General features: G+C 72.0%; 19 protein-coding genes and 1 pseudogene. 8 read left to right on the plus strand and 12 right to left on the minus strand.

The window, feature by feature from the left end; all coding sequences use genetic code 11:
* The first annotated feature begins 129 nt into the window (after positions 1-129).
* Entirely contained in the window at positions 130-978 is an 849-nt protein-coding gene (locus ACODR5_RS10980) for a 3-hydroxyacyl-CoA dehydrogenase (protein ID WP_449853072.1), read from the plus strand.
* Between the two features lie 162 nt (positions 979-1,140).
* Positions 1,141-1,419, plus strand: coding sequence for a hypothetical protein (locus ACODR5_RS10985; protein WP_449853133.1), 279 nt, complete (start codon positions 1,141-1,143; stop codon positions 1,417-1,419).
* A gap of 53 nt (positions 1,420-1,472) precedes the next feature.
* Here ACODR5_RS10985 and ACODR5_RS10990 read toward each other — a convergent pair.
* The 3 genes and pseudogenes from ACODR5_RS10990 to ACODR5_RS11000 form a co-directional block, all read right to left on the minus strand.
* A pseudogene (locus ACODR5_RS10990) lies at positions 1,473-1,757 on the minus strand (DnaJ domain-containing protein); the annotation flags it as partial.
* A gap of 47 nt (positions 1,758-1,804) precedes the next feature.
* Entirely contained in the window at positions 1,805-2,770 is a 966-nt protein-coding gene (locus ACODR5_RS10995; protein WP_488983656.1) for a cation efflux transmembrane domain-containing protein, read from the minus strand.
* Positions 2,767-3,270: a transporter substrate-binding domain-containing protein gene (locus tag ACODR5_RS11000; protein ID WP_488983657.1), complete on the minus strand. Its 504-nt coding sequence runs from the start codon at positions 3,268-3,270 to the stop codon at positions 2,767-2,769. Before ACODR5_RS11000 ends, ACODR5_RS10995 begins: the two co-directional genes overlap by 4 nt.
* A 133-nt stretch (positions 3,271-3,403) precedes the next feature.
* Between ACODR5_RS11000 and ACODR5_RS11005 the strand changes: the two genes are divergently transcribed.
* The 3 genes from ACODR5_RS11005 to ACODR5_RS11015 all read left to right on the plus strand — a co-directional run bounded on the left by ACODR5_RS11005 (position 3,404) and on the right by ACODR5_RS11015 (position 5,218).
* A complete protein-coding gene (locus ACODR5_RS11005; RefSeq protein WP_488983674.1) occupies positions 3,404-4,048 on the plus strand; it encodes an acyl-CoA synthetase in 645 nt (214 codons plus the stop codon).
* Positions 4,045-4,374: an amino acid transporter gene (locus ACODR5_RS11010; RefSeq protein WP_488983658.1), complete on the plus strand. Its 330-nt coding sequence runs from the start codon at positions 4,045-4,047 to the stop codon at positions 4,372-4,374. The genes ACODR5_RS11005 and ACODR5_RS11010 overlap by 4 nt, the downstream gene beginning before the upstream one ends.
* A 127-nt stretch (positions 4,375-4,501) precedes the next feature.
* Positions 4,502-5,218: an FHA domain-containing protein gene (locus tag ACODR5_RS11015; protein WP_449853076.1), complete on the plus strand. Its 717-nt coding sequence runs from the start codon at positions 4,502-4,504 to the stop codon at positions 5,216-5,218.
* A 19-nt stretch (positions 5,219-5,237) separates the two neighbouring features.
* Here the strand turns inward: ACODR5_RS11015 and ACODR5_RS11020 are convergent, their stop codons facing one another.
* The 6 genes from ACODR5_RS11020 to ACODR5_RS11045 form a co-directional block, all read right to left on the minus strand.
* Positions 5,238-5,654 (minus strand): YbaB/EbfC family nucleoid-associated protein, encoded by a 417-nt coding sequence (locus ACODR5_RS11020; RefSeq protein WP_449853077.1) that lies wholly within the window; start codon positions 5,652-5,654, stop codon positions 5,238-5,240.
* A gap of 46 nt (positions 5,655-5,700) precedes the next feature.
* Positions 5,701-6,018, minus strand: a complete 318-nt coding sequence (locus ACODR5_RS11025) for a hypothetical protein (protein WP_449853078.1) — start codon at positions 6,016-6,018, stop codon at positions 5,701-5,703.
* 127 nt (positions 6,019-6,145) lie between these two features.
* Positions 6,146-7,750 carry a hypothetical protein gene (locus tag ACODR5_RS11030; protein ID WP_488983659.1) on the minus strand — a complete coding sequence of 535 codons (1,605 nt, stop codon included), beginning with the start codon at positions 7,748-7,750 and terminating at the stop codon, positions 6,146-6,148.
* Positions 7,747-8,082 carry a type VII secretion target gene (locus ACODR5_RS11035; protein WP_488983660.1) on the minus strand — a complete coding sequence of 112 codons (336 nt, stop codon included), beginning with the start codon at positions 8,080-8,082 and terminating at the stop codon, positions 7,747-7,749. The genes ACODR5_RS11030 and ACODR5_RS11035 overlap by 4 nt, the downstream gene beginning before the upstream one ends.
* Before the next feature lie 76 nt (positions 8,083-8,158).
* Positions 8,159-9,541, minus strand: a complete 1,383-nt coding sequence (gene purB / locus ACODR5_RS11040; RefSeq protein WP_460817579.1) for an adenylosuccinate lyase — start codon at positions 9,539-9,541, stop codon at positions 8,159-8,161.
* A gap of 8 nt (positions 9,542-9,549) precedes the next feature.
* Positions 9,550-10,047: a low molecular weight protein-tyrosine-phosphatase gene (locus ACODR5_RS11045; protein ID WP_449853082.1), complete on the minus strand. Its 498-nt coding sequence runs from the start codon at positions 10,045-10,047 to the stop codon at positions 9,550-9,552.
* Positions 10,048-10,200: 153 nt separating this feature from the next.
* On the opposite strand from ACODR5_RS11045, the gene ACODR5_RS11050 reads away from it, so the two are divergent.
* Positions 10,201-10,440, plus strand: coding sequence for a hypothetical protein (locus ACODR5_RS11050; protein ID WP_488983661.1), 240 nt, complete (start codon positions 10,201-10,203; stop codon positions 10,438-10,440).
* Between the two features lie 8 nt (positions 10,441-10,448).
* On the plus strand, positions 10,449-11,795 hold the full coding sequence (locus ACODR5_RS11055; protein WP_488983662.1) for a hypothetical protein: 1,347 nt from the start codon (positions 10,449-10,451) through the stop codon (positions 11,793-11,795).
* A 12-nt stretch (positions 11,796-11,807) separates the two neighbouring features.
* Here ACODR5_RS11055 and ACODR5_RS11060 read toward each other — a convergent pair whose 3' ends face one another.
* A complete protein-coding gene (locus ACODR5_RS11060; protein WP_449853085.1) occupies positions 11,808-12,206 on the minus strand; it encodes a phage holin family protein in 399 nt (132 codons plus the stop codon).
* An 88-nt stretch (positions 12,207-12,294) separates the two neighbouring features.
* Entirely contained in the window at positions 12,295-12,951 is a 657-nt protein-coding gene (locus ACODR5_RS11065; RefSeq protein ID WP_488983663.1) for a hypothetical protein, read from the minus strand.
* A 102-nt stretch (positions 12,952-13,053) separates the two neighbouring features.
* On the opposite strand from ACODR5_RS11065, the gene ACODR5_RS11070 reads away from it, so the two are divergent.
* Positions 13,054-14,115: a histidinol-phosphate transaminase gene (locus ACODR5_RS11070; protein WP_460817583.1), complete on the plus strand. Its 1,062-nt coding sequence runs from the start codon at positions 13,054-13,056 to the stop codon at positions 14,113-14,115.
* Between the two features lie 37 nt (positions 14,116-14,152).
* Here the strand turns inward: ACODR5_RS11070 and ACODR5_RS11075 are convergent, their stop codons facing one another.
* Positions 14,153-15,844, minus strand: a complete 1,692-nt coding sequence (locus ACODR5_RS11075) for an AMP-binding protein (RefSeq protein ID WP_488983664.1) — start codon at positions 15,842-15,844, stop codon at positions 14,153-14,155.
* Positions 15,845-15,895 lie beyond the last annotated feature (51 nt).

Here is a 15,895-nt window from a genome sequence, read left to right on the forward strand (position 1 = left end):
GCTAGCCGAGCCGCTCACACTCGCGGCCTAAACCGAACCTGTCACCAGTTCGCTCACGCCCATCCGTCCGATCCTGTGCCTTCGATGCAGGGAGGAGAGTGGTTGGTGACTGTTCAGAAAGAAGGAGTCATGCAGAACCTCACCGTTCTCGGCACGGGTGTGCTGGGATCGCAGATCATCTTCCAGGCCGCGTACTTCGGCAAGACCGTCGTCGCGTACGACATCAGCGATGAGATCCTCGCCAAGCTGCCCGAGCGCTGGGAGTACCTCAAGCCGCTGTACCTGCGCGACCTGCCCGACGCGACGCCGGAGAAGCTCGACGCCGCCGTGGCGCGCATCCGGGCGACGAGCGACCTGGCCGATGCCGTGTCGGACGCCGACATCATCATCGAGGCCGTGCCCGAGCGCCTCGACATCAAGCGCGACACGTGGGCGAAGGTCTCGGCCGTCGCTCCCGAGAAGACGATCTTCTGCACCAACTCGTCCACGCTGCTGCCGAGCGACATCGTCAGCGCGACGGATCGCCCGTCGAAGTTCCTCGCCCTGCACTTCGCCAACGAGGTGTGGAAGAACAACACCGGCGAGGTCATGGCGCAGTCCCAGACCGACCCCGCCGTGTTCGAGCAGGTGGCCCAGTTCGCCGAGGAGATCGGCATGGTCGCGATCCGGGTCAAGAAGGAGCAGCCGGGCTACGTGCTCAACTCGCTCCTCGTCCCCCTGCTCGGAGCCGCCGCCGCCCTCTGGGTGAAGGGGGTCGCCGACATCGAGACGATCGACCTCACCTGGCGCAAGGCGACCGGCGCTCCCCTGGGCCCGTTCCAGATCTTCGACGTGGTGGGCATGGTCACGCCCTACAACCTCAACAAGGACAGCGCCGACCCGGTCCAGCGCGAGTTCGCCGAGCGCATCAAGAAGGACTACATCGACACCGGCCGCCTCGGCCGCGGCGTCGGCAAGGGCTTCTACGACTACGCCTGACGCACCGCTCGACGGCGCCCTGGATCCCTGCGATCCGGGGCGCCGTCGCGTATAGCCCGGCAGGCATACGATCGTCAACCCTCCCTCGCCGATTCCGGTTCCGCCGTCGCGATCGGGATGCTGGTCAGAGCACCATCCACTGGCCGAAAGGCAGGACAGACGATGACGTTGACCGCAGATCCCACCCCCGCTCGACGCAGCGCCGGCGCCTACGCGCCGATGTCCTCCGGCCACCCCGCGCTGGGCCGTGCCCCGGAGGCGACGATCGTCCCCGTCGGCCTGGACTGCTACCAGATCGTGCTCGACGGCACCGTCAAGGGCTACGTCTGCGCCATCGGCGACGGCTGGGAGTGCTTCGCCGGCACGCACCTCGGCGAGGCCCGCCCGACCGGCTCCCGGCACAGCATCACCGCCGCGATCCGGGATCTGTGCCGCGAGTGAGCGTCCCCCGGGAACGGCGAAAGGCCCGGACCGAGGTTCCGGGCCTTTCGCACACGGTAGCGGAGGCGGGAGTCGCGCGGCGCGGGCGGCGCGCTCCAGCCGCGCCAGTCGGAGTCGCCGACGAACCCGTGGCCGCGATCGTAGGCGACGCGTGCCTCCTCCGTGCCGACGAGCTCCCACGCGCGCTGCACGTCGATGAACTCCGCGGCCTCGCCCCCGGCGTCGGGGTGGGTCTGGCGCAGGCGCAGGCGGAAGGCCCGGCGGAGCGCGTCGACGTCGGCGGAGGGGTCGACGCCGAGCACCTCATACGCCGACCTCGAGAGCGGGCTGTCGAACATGGGCTCCTCGATCGGGGGACGTCCAGCCTATGTGCCCGCCCGCCGCGTCAGGTGCTGCGGTCGGCCTCCTCGGGGAGCCGATCGACCGGCACGACGACCACGTCCTGCATCTTCCAGTCCAGCTGCGCGACGCCGTCCGACGCGTCGCGCAGCTGCCGGATCGTCACCCGGCCCCGCCGCGGCACGACGAAGGCCTCGACGTGGAACACCTGGCCCTGGTCGCGCATCCGCACGGCCGCCCGCGCCACCCACGGCAGCGACCGCAGGTAGCCGACCGTCTCGGCGATGAGCGGATGCGGCTCGCCGTCGTCGTACGTGCGCGCGCGCCGATCCATGAGGTCGGTGATCGCGGCGCGCGTGTTGCGCACGCCGTCCCAGATGATGCCGAGCGAGATGAACAGGGCCGCCGCGCCGTCCAGCCACCAGACGCCGGCCCCCACGCCCAGCACGCCGACGATCGATGCGGCGTTCGTGTGCCAGTCGGCGCGCGCCATGTCGGCGTCGGCGTAGAGCAGCTTGTTGTGCAGCACGGGGGCGAGCCTCGCCTTCGCGCGCCCGTAGAACAGCGGCCCGATCACGATGAGCGCCATGACGCACACCATGAGCCAGCCGAGCCACACGGTCTCGCCGAACAGCCGGACCGTGCCGATCGTGGGGTGCTCGGCGGCGATGAGGCCGACGACCGCCTCGACCGCGAGGTTCGCGCCGACGGCCAGCAGGGCCACGCCCGCCACGAGGTGCCCGACGCCCATCGCGCGATGCCGGCCGTAGGGATGCGCCTTCGACGGGCGCCGGCGCACGAACAGCAGCGCGACGAGGAAGGCGAGCTGCGGCAGCAGCGAGAGCATGTCCTCGATCCAGGCGGTCTTCATCGCCTGCGAGTTGCCGACGACGAACGCGACGAGCGTGATCGTCACGAGCGTGTAGCCGATCGTGAACAGCTCCCAGCGCACGGCGCTGCGCAGCGCGGCCCGCTCGCGCTCCGGCAGATCGGTGCGCCCGAATCGGGTCACGATCCGACCTCCTCGTCGAGGAAGGCCTCGAGCTCGGCGAGCATGGCGTTCTCGCCCAGGGGCACGAGCACGGCGATGGGCCGCCCGTCCGCGCCCGGGATGCCGGGGTAGCCGCGCGTGAGGCCGACCCGATCCGACCACGGCGTCGCATCGGTGAAGCCGCCGACCGCGAGGTCGAGCCGCCCCTCCTCGAGGCCGGTCACGAGGCTCTCCTCGCTCGCCACCGTCCACTCGGTGTCCGCGTCGATCCGATCGGCGAACTCCTCGACGAGGTCCACGAGGGGCCCCTCCGGCTCGCCGCCGCGCACCTCGACGAGCCTCGGATCCGCGGACGCTCCCGCCCGCAGCGTGCCGCCGCTCACGCGGTCGAGCGTGCCGTCCGGATCGGAGGGGATGCTGAGCCCGCAGGCGGGGAGGGCGAGGGTCGCCGCGAGCAGGATCGCGGCACGGAGCCACGGCCTCGGTCGGCGCGCCGGGGGTGCCGCGCGTCGGTTCTGCATGCTCCGAGCCTTGCCGCGCCGCCGCCGCGGCGCAACGCCTTGCGCGCGCGTCGGGCGCCGTTGTAGCCGTGCGGTGCCGCCCCTCGCGCCGAATCGTTCTCCCAGGTGGCCGGAATAGGATGATCCGGTGACTATGACGGCCCGGCACGTGCAGTTGCTGCGCGCCGTCCTCGCGGCGATCGTCGCCGTGATGATCACGTTCTCGCCCGACCACTCGGCCGAGGTCGGCCTGGCGGTGTTCGGCGGCTTCGCCGTGGCCACCGCCGCCGTGCTGGGGCTCGCGGTGTGGCTCGTGCAGCCGCAGGGCCAGCGCGGCCGGTTCGTGCTGCTCGCGGCCGTCTACCTCGTCGCCGGCGTCGTGAGCGGCCTGCCGCAGCTGCGCAGCACCACGATGCTGTTCGCCGTGCTCATCGCCTGGGGTCTGCTCGCCGGCCTCGTGGAGCTCGTCATCGGGCTCGTGGATCGCCGCGCCCGCCGCGAGACGGCGCGCGACACGATCGTCGTCGGCGTGCTCGGCCTCGTGCTGGCCCTGGCCGTGCTCCTCGTGCCCGCGGGCTACCGCCTCGACTACTTCATCGAGGAGGCCGGCCGCTCGTTCACCCTCACCGGCACGATCATCGCCGTGGGCCTGCTCGGCGGCTACGCCGCCATCGTGGCCGTCTGGCTCGGGATCGCCGGCCTCTCGCCGCGCGCCGAGAGCGGGCCGGCGGCGGCGCCGGTGGACGCCCGCGAGAGCACCTCGACCTCTTCCGCCCCGACCCCGAAGGACCCGCAGTGACCGACAAGAGCCGACGCCGCGAACTCATGCGCCCCGTGCAGCTGGTGGGGATCGCGTTCGTCGCCGCGGCGTTCGCCGGCCTCGTCACCGCGATGGCGATGGGAGCCTGGCAGGCGATCCCCGGCGAGGACGTGCTGCGGGCATGGGCGGTCGCGGGGATCGTCGCGGGCGTGTCGTTCATCGCCGTGCTGCTGATCCTCTCGCTGCTGCTGCTGGCGATCGATCCCGCCGACGTGGAGCGGCCGGTCGACGGGCCCGTTCTGCTGCGCGGTGAGCCGAAGAATCGGGCCGCCGACGAGGGCACTCGCGGCGAAGACGGATCCTGATCCCCAACGGTCCCCACATCTCCCCTAGAATGCCCATGGATCGCGCGGCCAGTATCCTGCGCGGGGGACAGGGGCTTTCATGGCACATGACACTGGGGCTATCGAGGAATCGACCATTCCTTCGGGGATGAGCTCGACCAAGAAGCTGCGCGTGGAGTTCGCGGGCGAATGGCACGAGCTGGCGCCCGATCAGCAGTTCACGATCGGTCGCGAGGGCGACCTCGAGGTGGACGACAACCAGTACCTGCACCGCATCTTCCTGGAGATCTCGTTCTACGACGGGCTCTGGTGGCTCGCGAACGTGGGATCTCGCCTGTCGGCGACGGTCTCGAGCGCGGGCGGCGCCGTGCAGTCGTGGCTCTCGCCCGGCGCGCGCATGCCGATCGTCTTCGCCGAGAGCGTCGTGGTCTTCACGGCCGGTCCCACGACCTACGAGCTCAACCTGCACGCCGACGAGGCGCCCTTCGCGGTCTCGTCGTCGATCCAGAACCAGGTCAGCGGGGAGACCACCGTGATGCCGGTGAGCTTCACCCCGCTGCAGAAGCTGCTCATCGTCGCGCTGGCCGAGCCGATGCTGCGTCGCGACGGCGTGAGCATGAGCGAGCTGCCGTCGAGCACGGCCGCCGCACAGCGCCTCGGCTGGACGATGAGCAAGTTCAACCGCAAGCTCGACAACGTCTGCGACAAGCTCGACCGCATGGGCGTGCAGGGGCTGCGCGGCGGCCCCGGCAAGCTGGCGACGAACCGCCGCGCGCGCCTGGTCGAGTACGCGGTGTCGTCGAACCTCGTCACCCGCGACGACCTCGGGCTGCTCGAGGACGAGGCGCTGCGCGCGCAGGACTGAGCCTCGAGAACCGCCGCGGTCAGCGGGCGGTGAAGCGGGAGAGGTAGTCGTCGGGCTCGGGCCCGTCGTCGCCGTAGCGTTGCTCGATGTCGGCGCGCAGCTCGGCGGTGAAGGCGCCGTTGCCGAGCGTGTTCTCGGTGAGCGCGAGCGCCTGCTCCGCCGCCGCCTTCTGCGCCGCGCGGATGGTGCTCGTGAGGAGTTCGCCGAGCGCCTGCGGGGCGAGATCCATCGCGGCGCCGCCGAGCTCGACGGCCGATACGGCGCCCTTCGCCGTCGCGACGACCGTCACCTCGCCGCGCGGAGAGCTGGCGCGGGCGGTGGCGTCTTCGATCTCCCGCGACAGGCGGTGAATCGCCTCCTGCCGGCGCCGAGCCTGGTCCATCTGCTGCTGCACGCGCTCGCGCGCCGCCGCGAGGCCGCTGAGGGGGTCGGTCATGAGCTCTCCAGGATCTCGGCGAAGCCGGCGAGCGGGTCCGTCATGCTCACTCCCACCCCGCGCGCGCGGCAACGAGATCGTCCCACATGATCTTGATGAGGATGGAGGTGTCGTCGTCGGCGAGCGGGAGGCCCAGCTGCTCGGCGAGCCCGCCCAGGTCGATGTACCCCTCGTGCACGCCCGGCCGGCGGCCGTCGCGCACGCCCAGCGAGATCCGCTCGAATCCCGACCCGGCGTTGTCGGCGATGACGGTGAGCATGGCGCGCAGCTGCGCCTCGGTCATCGAGTCGTCGTCGATGTCGACCCCGACGGACAGGTACTGCGCGAAGCCCTCGTACCCCGTGGATGTCTCGACCGCGGTCACGCGATCGTCGGCCTCCTCCAGCGCGGCCGGGAGCCGATCCGCACTTCCCGCGGCGCATCCGACGAGCGTCGCCGCCAGTGCGGCAGCCCCCGCGATCGCCGCTGCGATTCTATAGCCTCTGCGCACGTCACTCGTTCCAACGGTGCTGCTGGTGGTCGACGACCTCACCCGATACGAGTCCCAGGAACTCCTGGTACGACGGGTCGTCCTGCATCTGAGTCTCCCACGCGGCCACGCTCTGCGCATAGTTGTCGTTCTTGTGGATCTCCATCACGTCGACCGGATTGGACGTCGGGTTCGGCAGCGTGATCGTGTGGTGGTTCGGGTGGGGGGACGAGCCGTTCGCTCCGATGACCGTGTCCAGATGGGGGACGGGATCCGTCGCGTGCTGGAAGGAGTAGACGGGGATGTCGGGATCGAGGTCGAAGGTGCCGGTCGGGGAGCCGTTCGTCACGACGCCGACCGTGGAATACGGCGAGTTCTCGGCCAGGTTGGCCGCCATGATGCCGCCCTGGCTGAAGCCCGTCCACACGACCTCGGCGCCGTCGGGCACGCCGGCGTCCTGCATCGCCTGGTACACCGCGCGCTCGTACTGCGTGCGCAGCAGCTCATTGTCCATGGTCATCAGCGCGACGTTGGAGTTGAGGTCGTTCGTGGCCCCTGCGTCCGTCGGGATGTTCCAGTCCTGCGTCGACGGCAGCGACACGACCCAGCGGTACTCGTCGCCGACCCGGATCTTCTTGACGTCGACGACCGACTGCTCCGAGCCGCCCATGCCGTCGGTGTAGGTGTTCTGCTGGACGAGATCGGCGAGGGACCCGAGCCGATCGACCTCCTGCGCCTTGAGGTAGTAGTCGTACTGTTCCATCGTGAGGTCATCGGGGTGGACCTCGGTGACGCGCGCGTCGTTCTGCAGAAGCGTCGAGGCGCCGCCGCCCAGGGCCCAACCGGCAGCCCCGCCACCGAGGCCTCCGGCGATGGCGCCGGGGATGCCGCCGAGGCCGAAGCCGCCGACGGCGCCGAGCGTCGCCCCCAGCGAGGCGCCGATGTACGGCGCCGCTTCGGCGGCGATCTCGCGCAGGACCTTCAGCGCCTCGAGCAGCAGCGGCCACAGCGCCTGGATCAGCGCGATGAGCTGCGTGAAGGCGTCGAACATCCGCTGGATGAGCGCCCCGCACATCTCGATGAAGTACCAGGCGCGGTCCGTGAGCTTCTGGAGCTTCTCGACCCGGTCGAACGGGTCGAGGGAGTGCAGGCTCAGCTCGAAGCCGAACAGGTCTCCGACGAGACCCGCCAGCTCCGAGAGCGCCCCGACGACCGCGTCGTGGACCATCGTGACGATCTGCGACGCGAGCTCGAGCGCCTCGGCGATGGCCGAGGTGCTCTCGGACGTCAGCTCCAGGCGCGACCGGAGCTCGTCGAACCGCTTCCTCATCGCGCGCGCCGTGCGGCCCTCGAGCACGTCGAGGCGGTTGTCTGCCGCGTGGAGGTCCTGTTCCACGGCGTCGATGATGTTCGCTGCGCGGCGCCAGTCGTCGGCGAACGCCCGCACCTGGCCCTCGTCGCCGACCAGATCGTCGAGCCACTCGTTCAGCGGAGCCACGTACTCGAGGGCGAACCCCACGATCGTCGCGGCGACACCGCCGGGGCTGCTGAAGTCCGTTCGGAACGCGGCCGTCCCGCCCTGCGCCCACGACCCGTTCCGGATCGCGGTGGCCGCGGCCGCCGTCACTGGAGGGCCTTCTGCCCGGCGAGGTCGGCCTCGGCGGCCGTGTAGCGCGCGCCGGAATCGGCATCGACGTCCTCGAACGCCTGGCGAGCGGCGTCGACGTCGCTCGCGAGCGTCACGCAGGCCGCCGCCCCCGTCGAGATCAGCGCCTCGACGAGCTCGGACAGCGGGGGCAGCGCGCTGCCGAACGGGAGGTTCATGAGCCCGAAGGCCGAGGTGGAGACGTCCGCCTGCCGTGCACGCGATGCCGCGTCCTCCAGGTCGCCCGCCGCAGAGGAGAGCGTTGCCGAGGCGCGACGCATGACGCCGAAGTCGATATCCACGAGACCGGTCATCTTGTTCCCTCCAGATCCGTCCGCATCGATGCTAGGGGCGGACGGACCGGGAGCGGGATGGGGAGGACTGCCCTCGTCAGAGGTAGGTGCGGGTGACCTGCTCGGCGAGGCCCGTGTAGGTCGCGGGGGTGAGGGCGAGCAGGCGCTGCTTGGCCTCGTCGCCGATGTCGAGGCCCCTCACGAACTCCGCGAGGTCCGCGGGCCCGACGCGGCGACCGCGCGTGAGCTCCTTGAGCAGCGCGTACGGATCGGTGATCTGCGAGCGCCCGGCGACCACCTCGGCGCGCACGACCGTCTGGATCGCCTCGCCGAGCACCTCCCAGTTGGTGTCGAGGTCGGCCAGCAGCACGTCGCGCGAGAGCGAGATCTCGCCGAGGCCGCGCAACAGGTTGTCGAGCGCGAGCAGGGAGTGTCCGAACGCGACGCCGATGTTGCGCTGCGTCGTGGAGTCGGTGAGGTCGCGCTGCAGCCGCGACGTGACGAGTGTCTGCGCGAGCGTGGTGAACAGGCCGCCCGCGATCTCGAGGTTCGCCTCGGCGTTCTCGAAGCGGATCGGGTTGATCTTGTGCGGCATCGTCGACGATCCGGTCGCGCCGGCCACGGGGATCTGGGCGAAGTAGCCGAGCGAGATGTACGTCCAGATGTCCTGCGCGAGGTTGTGCAGGATGCCGCCGGCGTGCTTGGCGGCGTCGTAGAGCTCGACCTGCCAGTCGTGCGATTCGATCTGCGTCGTGACGGGGTTGAACGTCAGGCCCAGGCGCTCGACGAACTCGCGCGCGATGTTGGGCCATGCCACCTCGGGCGCGGCGGCGAGGTGCGCCGACCAGGTGCCGGTCGCGCCCGAGAACTTGCCGAGGTACTCGGTCTGCTCGAGGCGGCGGATCACGCGCTCGAGTCGCCAGACGAACACCCCGAGCTCCTTGCCCATGGTGGTGGGCGTGGCCGGCTGGCCGTGGGTGCGCGAGAGCATCGCGGCGTCGGCGTGCTCGAGGGCCAGGCCGCGCAGCCGCGCGGCGACCTCCTTGAGCTTCGGCAGCCACACGCGCGTGACGGCGCGCTTGACCGTGAGGGCGTAGGCGAGCGAGTTGATGTCCTCGCTCGTGCAGCCGAAGTGGGTCAGCTCGGCGATGTCGTCCAGCCCCAGCTGCGACAGGCGGTCGCGCACGAGGTACTCGACGGCCTTCACGTCGTGGCGGGTGACCGACTCCTTCTCGGCGAGCCAGTCGATCGCGTCCTGGCCGAACGTCAGGTACAGCGCGCGCAGCTGCTGCTTAGTCTCCAGCGGCAGCGGCCGGGTGCCGAACAGCGCGTGGTCGGTGAGGGACAGGATCCACTCCACCTCGACCTCGACGCGGGCGCGGTTCAGGCCGGCCTCGGAGAGGTAGTCGGCGAGCGGCGACACCGCGGCGCGGTAGCGGCCGTCGAGCGGGCTCAGGGGCTGGGGCGGGAAATCGCTCACGGGAGTCCTCAGGATCGCGGACGAAGGGCGGGCTCCAGCTGACGAAACAGCGCCCGACCGGATCGTTCGATCATACCGAGCACCTCGTCGAAGGCCGCGTCGTCGTCGTAGTACGGATCGGGCACGTCCCGGCCCTCCGCCTCCGGGTCGAACGAGAGCAGCAGCGCGATCTTGTCGCGGTCCTCGTCGGTGCGCGCCCAGCTGGTCAGGATCCGCTCGTGCGTGCGATCCAGCGCCACGACCAGGTCGTTGTCGCGGAAGTCGCTCGCGGCGAACTGCCTGGCCCGGTGCAGCGATCCGTCGTAGCCGCGTCGCCGCAGCGCCTCGATCGTGCGGGCGTCGGCGCGCTCGCCGACGTGCCAGTCGCCGGTGCCCGCGCTCGCGGAGACGACCCGGTCGCCGAGGCCCGCGGCGGTCGCCAGGTGCCGGAACACGACCTCCGCCATGGGCGACCGGCAGATGTTGCCGGTGCACACGAAGACGACGCGGAAGGCATCCGAGGGCATGCGGCCATTCTGGCGGTGCGACCCCCGTCGTCCCAAGGCCGGCCGCGCATCGGGCGCGGCGTCCGCTCGCTCACAGCGTGCGAAGGCGCGGGAGCCGTCCACATCCGCCGCTCGCGCGCCCCGCCGGCGGCCGCCATCGCGGATCGTGGAGGCATGACGAGCGCGACGCAGATCGACGAGGTGGTGGAGGCGATGTGCGCGTCGCTGCGGCGGGCCTCCGACGACCTGACCACGGCGGCGATGATCATCCGCGCCGCGCGACGCAGCGCGATGTGGGAGTCGCCGGCCGGCGACGCCGCGCAGGCCGAGCTGGAGGAGCGGGCGGGCGCCGCCTTGGACGCGGCCGTGGCGTGCGACAAGGTGGCAGCCGGGCTGCGCGCCGCGGCGGGATAGGAGGCGCGATGACCCTCGAGATCCGTGCGGGAGGAGCGATCGCCGTCGACCCCGGCGAGCTGCGCGAGCTGGCGGCCCGCGTGGACGAGGCGCGCGGCTGGGTCGACTCCGCGGCCGCCGAGGCCGACGACGCGGCCTGGAGGATGCGGGAGCTCGCCCTGCTGAGCCCGACGTACTGGGATGTCCCCGCGCTGCAGGACCGGATCGCCCGGGTGGGCCCCGGCCTCCACGACCTCGCGAGCCGAATCCGCACGGTGGCCGACGCCTACGAGCTGGTGGAGCTGCGCGTGCTCGCGGAGCTGATGCGGCAGTGGCCGGGGGAGGGGCCGGCGGCGGAGCGCGAGCTCCGCGGGATCGAGGAGCGGATCGCGGCGATGGAGTCGGCGGATCCCGCCGCGCTGGCGCAGGCCGACGCGCTGCTGGCGCAGTGGCGCGCCGAGGTCGGCGTGGAGTTCGAGCGGCAGTGGAGGTCCGCACCGCCGCCGCCGGGGTACGCCATCCCGTTGGAGCCGATTCTCCACGGGCTGCGGGGGACGCTCCTGTCTGTGCTGATGCTGCTGCCGATGTTCCTGCGCATGCACGTGCCCGCGCTCGGGCTCGGCGTCGTGCCGGCCGGCGCACGCCTGACCGGTGCGGCGGAGCCGGTGCGGGTGCGGGTGACGAGCGTGGGCGCCGCGGTCGCCCCCACCGGGCTCGAGGAGGTGGCGCGGCGGATCCCGTCCGGCGGCGACGCCCGGGTGCGCGTGGAGAGGTACACGATGCCGGACGGGTCGCGCCAGTTCGCGGTGTACCTCGCCGGCACGCACGGCGGCGACGACGACGCGTGGGACTGGCGCTCCAACGTCGAGCTGTACGGCGGCGAGCGCTCGGCCTCGTTCCAGGCCACACAGGAGGCGCTCGAGCGTGCGGGGGCGCAGCCCGGCGATGTGCTGCACATCGCCGGCTTCAGCCAGGGCGCGATGATCGGCGCGCGGCTGGCGGTGGAGGGCGGCTACGAGGTGGCCACGAACATCGGCTTCGGCTCGCCGGTCGACGCGCAGACCGAGCCGGGCACCCTCGCGGTCGCGGTGCGCCACACCGACGATCCGGTCGCCCTGCTGGCGAGCGGCGGCATGGCGGCGGGGGCCGGATCGCCCGACAGCCTCGTCGTGGAGCGCCTGTTCGATCCGTCGATCGGGAGCGAGGAGTACACGGTGCCGGCGCACCGGCTCGACGCCTACGCCGAGACCGCCGCCATGGTCGACGCGAGCGACGATCCCCGCGTCGGGGCCGTGCGCGAGGCGCTCGCCGCGCTCGACGGAGCGGTCGACGTCGACGTCACCGAGTACAGCGCGACCCGGATCGAGGAGGAATGAGCCGTGGCGGCGTCAGCGGCCCTTCTTCGCCTGGGGCCGCAGCACGATCCCGAACACCCAGTTGATGATGCTCAGCAGGATGCCGGCGAGCACCGCCGGCCAGAAGTCGCCCGTCGACAGGCCCCAGCCCCAGAAGCTCGTGATCCAGGCGGTGATCATGAGCAGCACGCCGTTGAGCAGCAGCGAGATGAGCCCCAGCGTGAGCACGAACAGCGGGAACGCGACGATCTTGATGATCGTGCCGATCACGGTGTTCACGAGGCCGAACAGCGCGCCCAGCAGCGCGAGCGTGAGCACCAGCTGCAGGTCGTCGGCCGGCGGGAACGCCGTGACGGTGATCTGCAGGAACGGGATCAGGGTGAGCACCCAGATGCCGAAGCCGTTCACGATCGAGCGGATGAGGAAGCGCATGGCCCCAGTCTGGCATCGCGCGCCGTGTGGCGGGAGCCGCGGCTCCCGCACGCGCCGGCAGGCGCCGCTGACGGCAGGCGCCGCTCCGTCAGCCGATCAGCGCGTTCACGATCATCGGCACCCCGAATCCGACAGCCAGGCCGAGGACCGCCGCGGCGCCGATCCATCCGAGCTCGCGGCCGATGGGACCGTGGGGCAGCGACGCCCGCCAGCGGGGATCGGCCGCGATCTGCCCGAGCGTGGCGGCGTCGACCCGGCCGTCCAGCACGGCGACGTCGGTGTCGGGGGAGGCGAGGCGCACGGCGGCGAGGGCGCGATTGGGCAGGTGCGGCTGCCACGACGCGGGCACGAGCGCGAGCACCCGGCGCGGGCCCTGCGCGGCCAGCGCGTGCAGCACCATGATGCGGGCCGTGGGCTCCACGGGGGTGGGGTAGCCGGCCAGGAATCCGGGCACGCCCGCGGCCGACCTGCTGCGCACGACCCGCGCGGGAGCGAACTCGCCCTCGACGCCCCGCGCGACGTAGGCGCCGGACGCGTCGGCCAGCTCCCGCAGCAGGCGCCGGTTCGCGCGGAAGAAGAGGGGCAGGCCGATCGCCAGGCTCGCCAGCGCGAGGAGGCACGCGACGAGCACGAGCGGCAGGACGATCCGGTAGTCGGCGCCGGCCATGCCGGCGAACTGCGAGCCGAGGACGGGCCAGACGGCGAGCTGGGCGCCGGCGTTGAGCCGGATCGTGGCGTCGTTCAAGCGGTTGAAGTACTGGAGGAACGGTAGCGCCCAGGGGCGCGGCCGCCGGCGGACATATCTGGGCAGATCTGCCCACCGCGGGCGCCGCCATAGGATCGTCGGGTGACCAGCGAGCCCGTCCTCCCCCGCATCCGGCCCGAGATCGCGGCGCTGCCGCCCTACAAGCAAGGGCGGGCCGCCGGAGCGGGCGGGTTCAAGCTCTCGAGCAACGAGAACCCGTTCGAGCCGCTGCCCGGGGTGGTCGAGGCCGTGCGGGCCGAGGCGACGCTCAACCGCTACCCCGACGCGACCGCGGCGCGCCTGCGGGAGGCGCTGGGGGCGAAGCACGGGGTGGACCCCGGGCAGGTTCTCGTGGGCGCCGGCAGCGTCTCGCTGCTGGCGGCGTTCATCCAGGCCGCCGCCTCGTCCGGCGACGAGGTGCTCTACGCGTGGCGCTCGTTCGAGGCCTACCCGGGCCTCGTGCTCGTGGCGGGGGCGACCGGCGTGGAGGTGCCGAACCGCGCCGACGGCGGGCACGACCTCGACGCCATGGCAGCCGCCGTGACCGAGCGCACGCGCTGCATCCTGCTGTGCACGCCCAACAACCCGACCGGTCCCGTCATCACGAGCGCGCAGTTCGCGGACTTCGTCGCGCGCGTGCCGAGCGAGGTGCTGATCCTGCTCGACGAGGCGTACGCCGAGTTCGTCACCGACGACGCGGCCGTCGACGGTCTGGGGGAGCGGGTGTTCGAGCGGCACCCGAACGTCGTCGTGCTGCGCACGTTCTCGAAGGCGTACGGACTCGCGGCGCTGCGCGTCGGCTACGCGATCGGGCACCCGCGCGTGCTCGACGCGGCGCGCGCGACCCTCATCCCGCTCTCCGTCACGGCGCAGGCCGAGGCGGCGGCCGTCGCCAGCCTGCGGCACGAGGCCGAGATCGCCGAGCGCGTCGCCGTGATCGCGGAGCGGCGAGACCGGCTCGTCTCCGGCCTGCGCGCCGCCGGCTGGGACGTGCCCGACTCGCAGGCGAACTTCGTGTGGCTGCCGACCGCCGACCCCGCCGTGGCGCGCGCGTTCGACGACGCCGGGCTCATCGTGCGGCCCTTCCCGGAGGGCGTGCGCATCTCGGTCGGCGAGGAGGAGTCGCTCGCGCCGGTCCTCGACGTGGCACGCTCCCTGCGCTGACGCGCTCGGGCACCCGGCGCGTTCGGCAGCGGACGCCTCAGCGGCGCCGCAGGCCGGGGAAGTGCTCCTCGCGGTACTCGGCCGAGAAGTCGGTGTCGGGGTGCTCCTCGCGCGCCCGCAGCTCGACGCGGCGGATCTTGCCCGAGATCGTCTTCGGCAGCTCGAAGAACTCCACGCGGCGCACCCGCAGGTAGGGCGCGAGGTTCTCGCGGCAGTGGCGCAGGATGCTCTCGGCCACCTCCGCGCTCGGCTCGCGCCCCGGCGCGAGGGCGATGTACGCCTTCGGCACGGCGAGGCGCACAGGGTCGGGCGCCGGAACGACGGCCGCCTCGGAGACCGCGGGGTGCGCGATGAGCACCGACTCGAGCTCGAACGGGCTGATCTTGTAGTCGCTGGCCTTGAAGACGTCGTCGGTGCGGCCGATGTAGGTGATGTAGCCGTCCTCGTCCCGCGCCGCCACGTCGCCCGTGCGGTAGTAGCCGTCGCGCGTCGCCGCCGCCGTGCGATCGGGGTCGCCCCAGTAGCCGGTCATGAGCGACAGCACCGGTCGCGACAGGTCGAGGCCGAGCTCGCCCTCGCCGACGCCCTCGATGGGCTGGCCCGTCTCGCTGTCGAGCAGCACGACGGGGTAGCCCGGCAGGGGGCGGCCCATCGATCCGGGCTTGAGCGGCGACCCGGGAGTGTTGCCGATCTGCGCCGTGGTCTCGGTCTGCCCGAAGCCGTCGCGGATCGTCAGCCCCCACGCCCGCTCCACGCGCGAGATGACCTCGGGGTTCAGGGGCTCGCCCGCCGAGAGCAGCTCGCGCAGCGCCGGCGGGCGCTCGCCGAGGTCGGCGCCGATGAGCATGCGCCACACGGTGGGCGGGCCGCAGAACGTGTTCACCTCGCGGCGGCGCAGCTCGGCCAGCAGGGCCGCGGCGTCGAAGCGCGCGTAGTTGTAGACGAAGATCGTCGCCTCGGCGATCCACGGGGCGAAGAAGCTGCTCCAGGCGTGCTTGCCCCAGCCGGGCGACGAGATGTTCAGGTGCGTGTCGCCGGGGCGCACGCCGATCCAGTACATCGTCGACAGGTGGCCGACGGGATACGACACCTGCGAATGCTCGACGAGCTTGGGCTTCGACGTCGTGCCCGACGTGAAGTAGCGCAGCAGCGGATCGGTCGTCCTCGTGCGCGGGTGCGGCAGCGGCGCCCACGGCCGCTCGGCGGCCTCGTGCAGATCGGTCCAGCCGTCGGCCGCGCCCACGCTGAAGCGCGCGAACCCGCTCAGATCCTCGAACTTGCCCGTGTCGGCGGCGTTGCAGATGACGGCGCGCACGTCGCCGCGCGTCACGCGGTCGGCGAGGTCGCCGGCACCGATCGCGACGGTGGTGGGCAGGATGACGGCGCCGAGCTTCATGAGCGCGAGCATCGACTCCCACATCTCCACCTGGTTGCCGAGCATGAGCATCACGGGGTCGCCCGCGCGCACGCCCTGCTCCGCGAGCCAGGCGGCGAGCACGTCCGAGTCGCGCGACAGCTCGGCGAAGGAGCGCTCGAGCGACGATCCGTCCTCCTCCACGATGACGAGCGCGGGGGTGTCGTTGCCCTCGGCGATGCGGTCGAACCAGTCGACCGCCCAGTTGAACTCGTCGCCCAGGTCGGGCCAGCGGAACTCGCTGGCGGCGGCGTGATCGCCCGCCAGGCTGAGCAGGTGGTCGCGCGCGGCGCGGTAGATCTCGGTGACGCCCATTCGACGACCCTATTCCCGCCGGGCATTCGCGGCGCCGCATACAACTGTGGG

This window comes from Microbacterium sp. FG3, assembly GCF_057809335.1.

Excerpts from the sequence above, each read along its gene's own strand:
- ACODR5_RS11075 (WP_488983664.1), bottom strand. The coding sequence starts at position 15,844 with ATGGGCGTCACCGAGATCTACCGCGCCGCGCGCGACCACCTGCTCAGC.
- ACODR5_RS11060 (WP_449853085.1), bottom strand. The coding sequence starts at position 12,206 with ATGCGCTTCCTCATCCGCTCGATCGTGAACGGCTTCGGCATCTGGGTG.
- ACODR5_RS10980 (WP_449853072.1), top strand. The coding sequence starts at position 130 with ATGCAGAACCTCACCGTTCTCGGCACGGGTGTGCTGGGATCGCAGATC.
- ACODR5_RS11050 (WP_488983661.1), top strand. The coding sequence starts at position 10,201 with ATGACGAGCGCGACGCAGATCGACGAGGTGGTGGAGGCGATGTGCGCG.
- ACODR5_RS11045 (WP_449853082.1), bottom strand. The coding sequence starts at position 10,047 with ATGCCCTCGGATGCCTTCCGCGTCGTCTTCGTGTGCACCGGCAACATC.
- ACODR5_RS11000 (WP_488983657.1), bottom strand. The coding sequence starts at position 3,270 with ATGCAGAACCGACGCGCGGCACCCCCGGCGCGCCGACCGAGGCCGTGG.
- ACODR5_RS11020 (WP_449853077.1), bottom strand. The coding sequence starts at position 5,654 with ATGACCGACCCCCTCAGCGGCCTCGCGGCGGCGCGCGAGCGCGTGCAG.
- ACODR5_RS10985 (WP_449853133.1), top strand. The coding sequence starts at position 1,141 with ATGACGTTGACCGCAGATCCCACCCCCGCTCGACGCAGCGCCGGCGCC.
- ACODR5_RS11005 (WP_488983674.1), top strand. The coding sequence starts at position 3,404 with ATGACGGCCCGGCACGTGCAGTTGCTGCGCGCCGTCCTCGCGGCGATC.
- ACODR5_RS11015 (WP_449853076.1), top strand. The coding sequence starts at position 4,502 with ATGAGCTCGACCAAGAAGCTGCGCGTGGAGTTCGCGGGCGAATGGCAC.
- ACODR5_RS11035 (WP_488983660.1), bottom strand. The coding sequence starts at position 8,082 with ATGACCGGTCTCGTGGATATCGACTTCGGCGTCATGCGTCGCGCCTCG.
- ACODR5_RS11055 (WP_488983662.1), top strand. The coding sequence starts at position 10,449 with ATGACCCTCGAGATCCGTGCGGGAGGAGCGATCGCCGTCGACCCCGGC.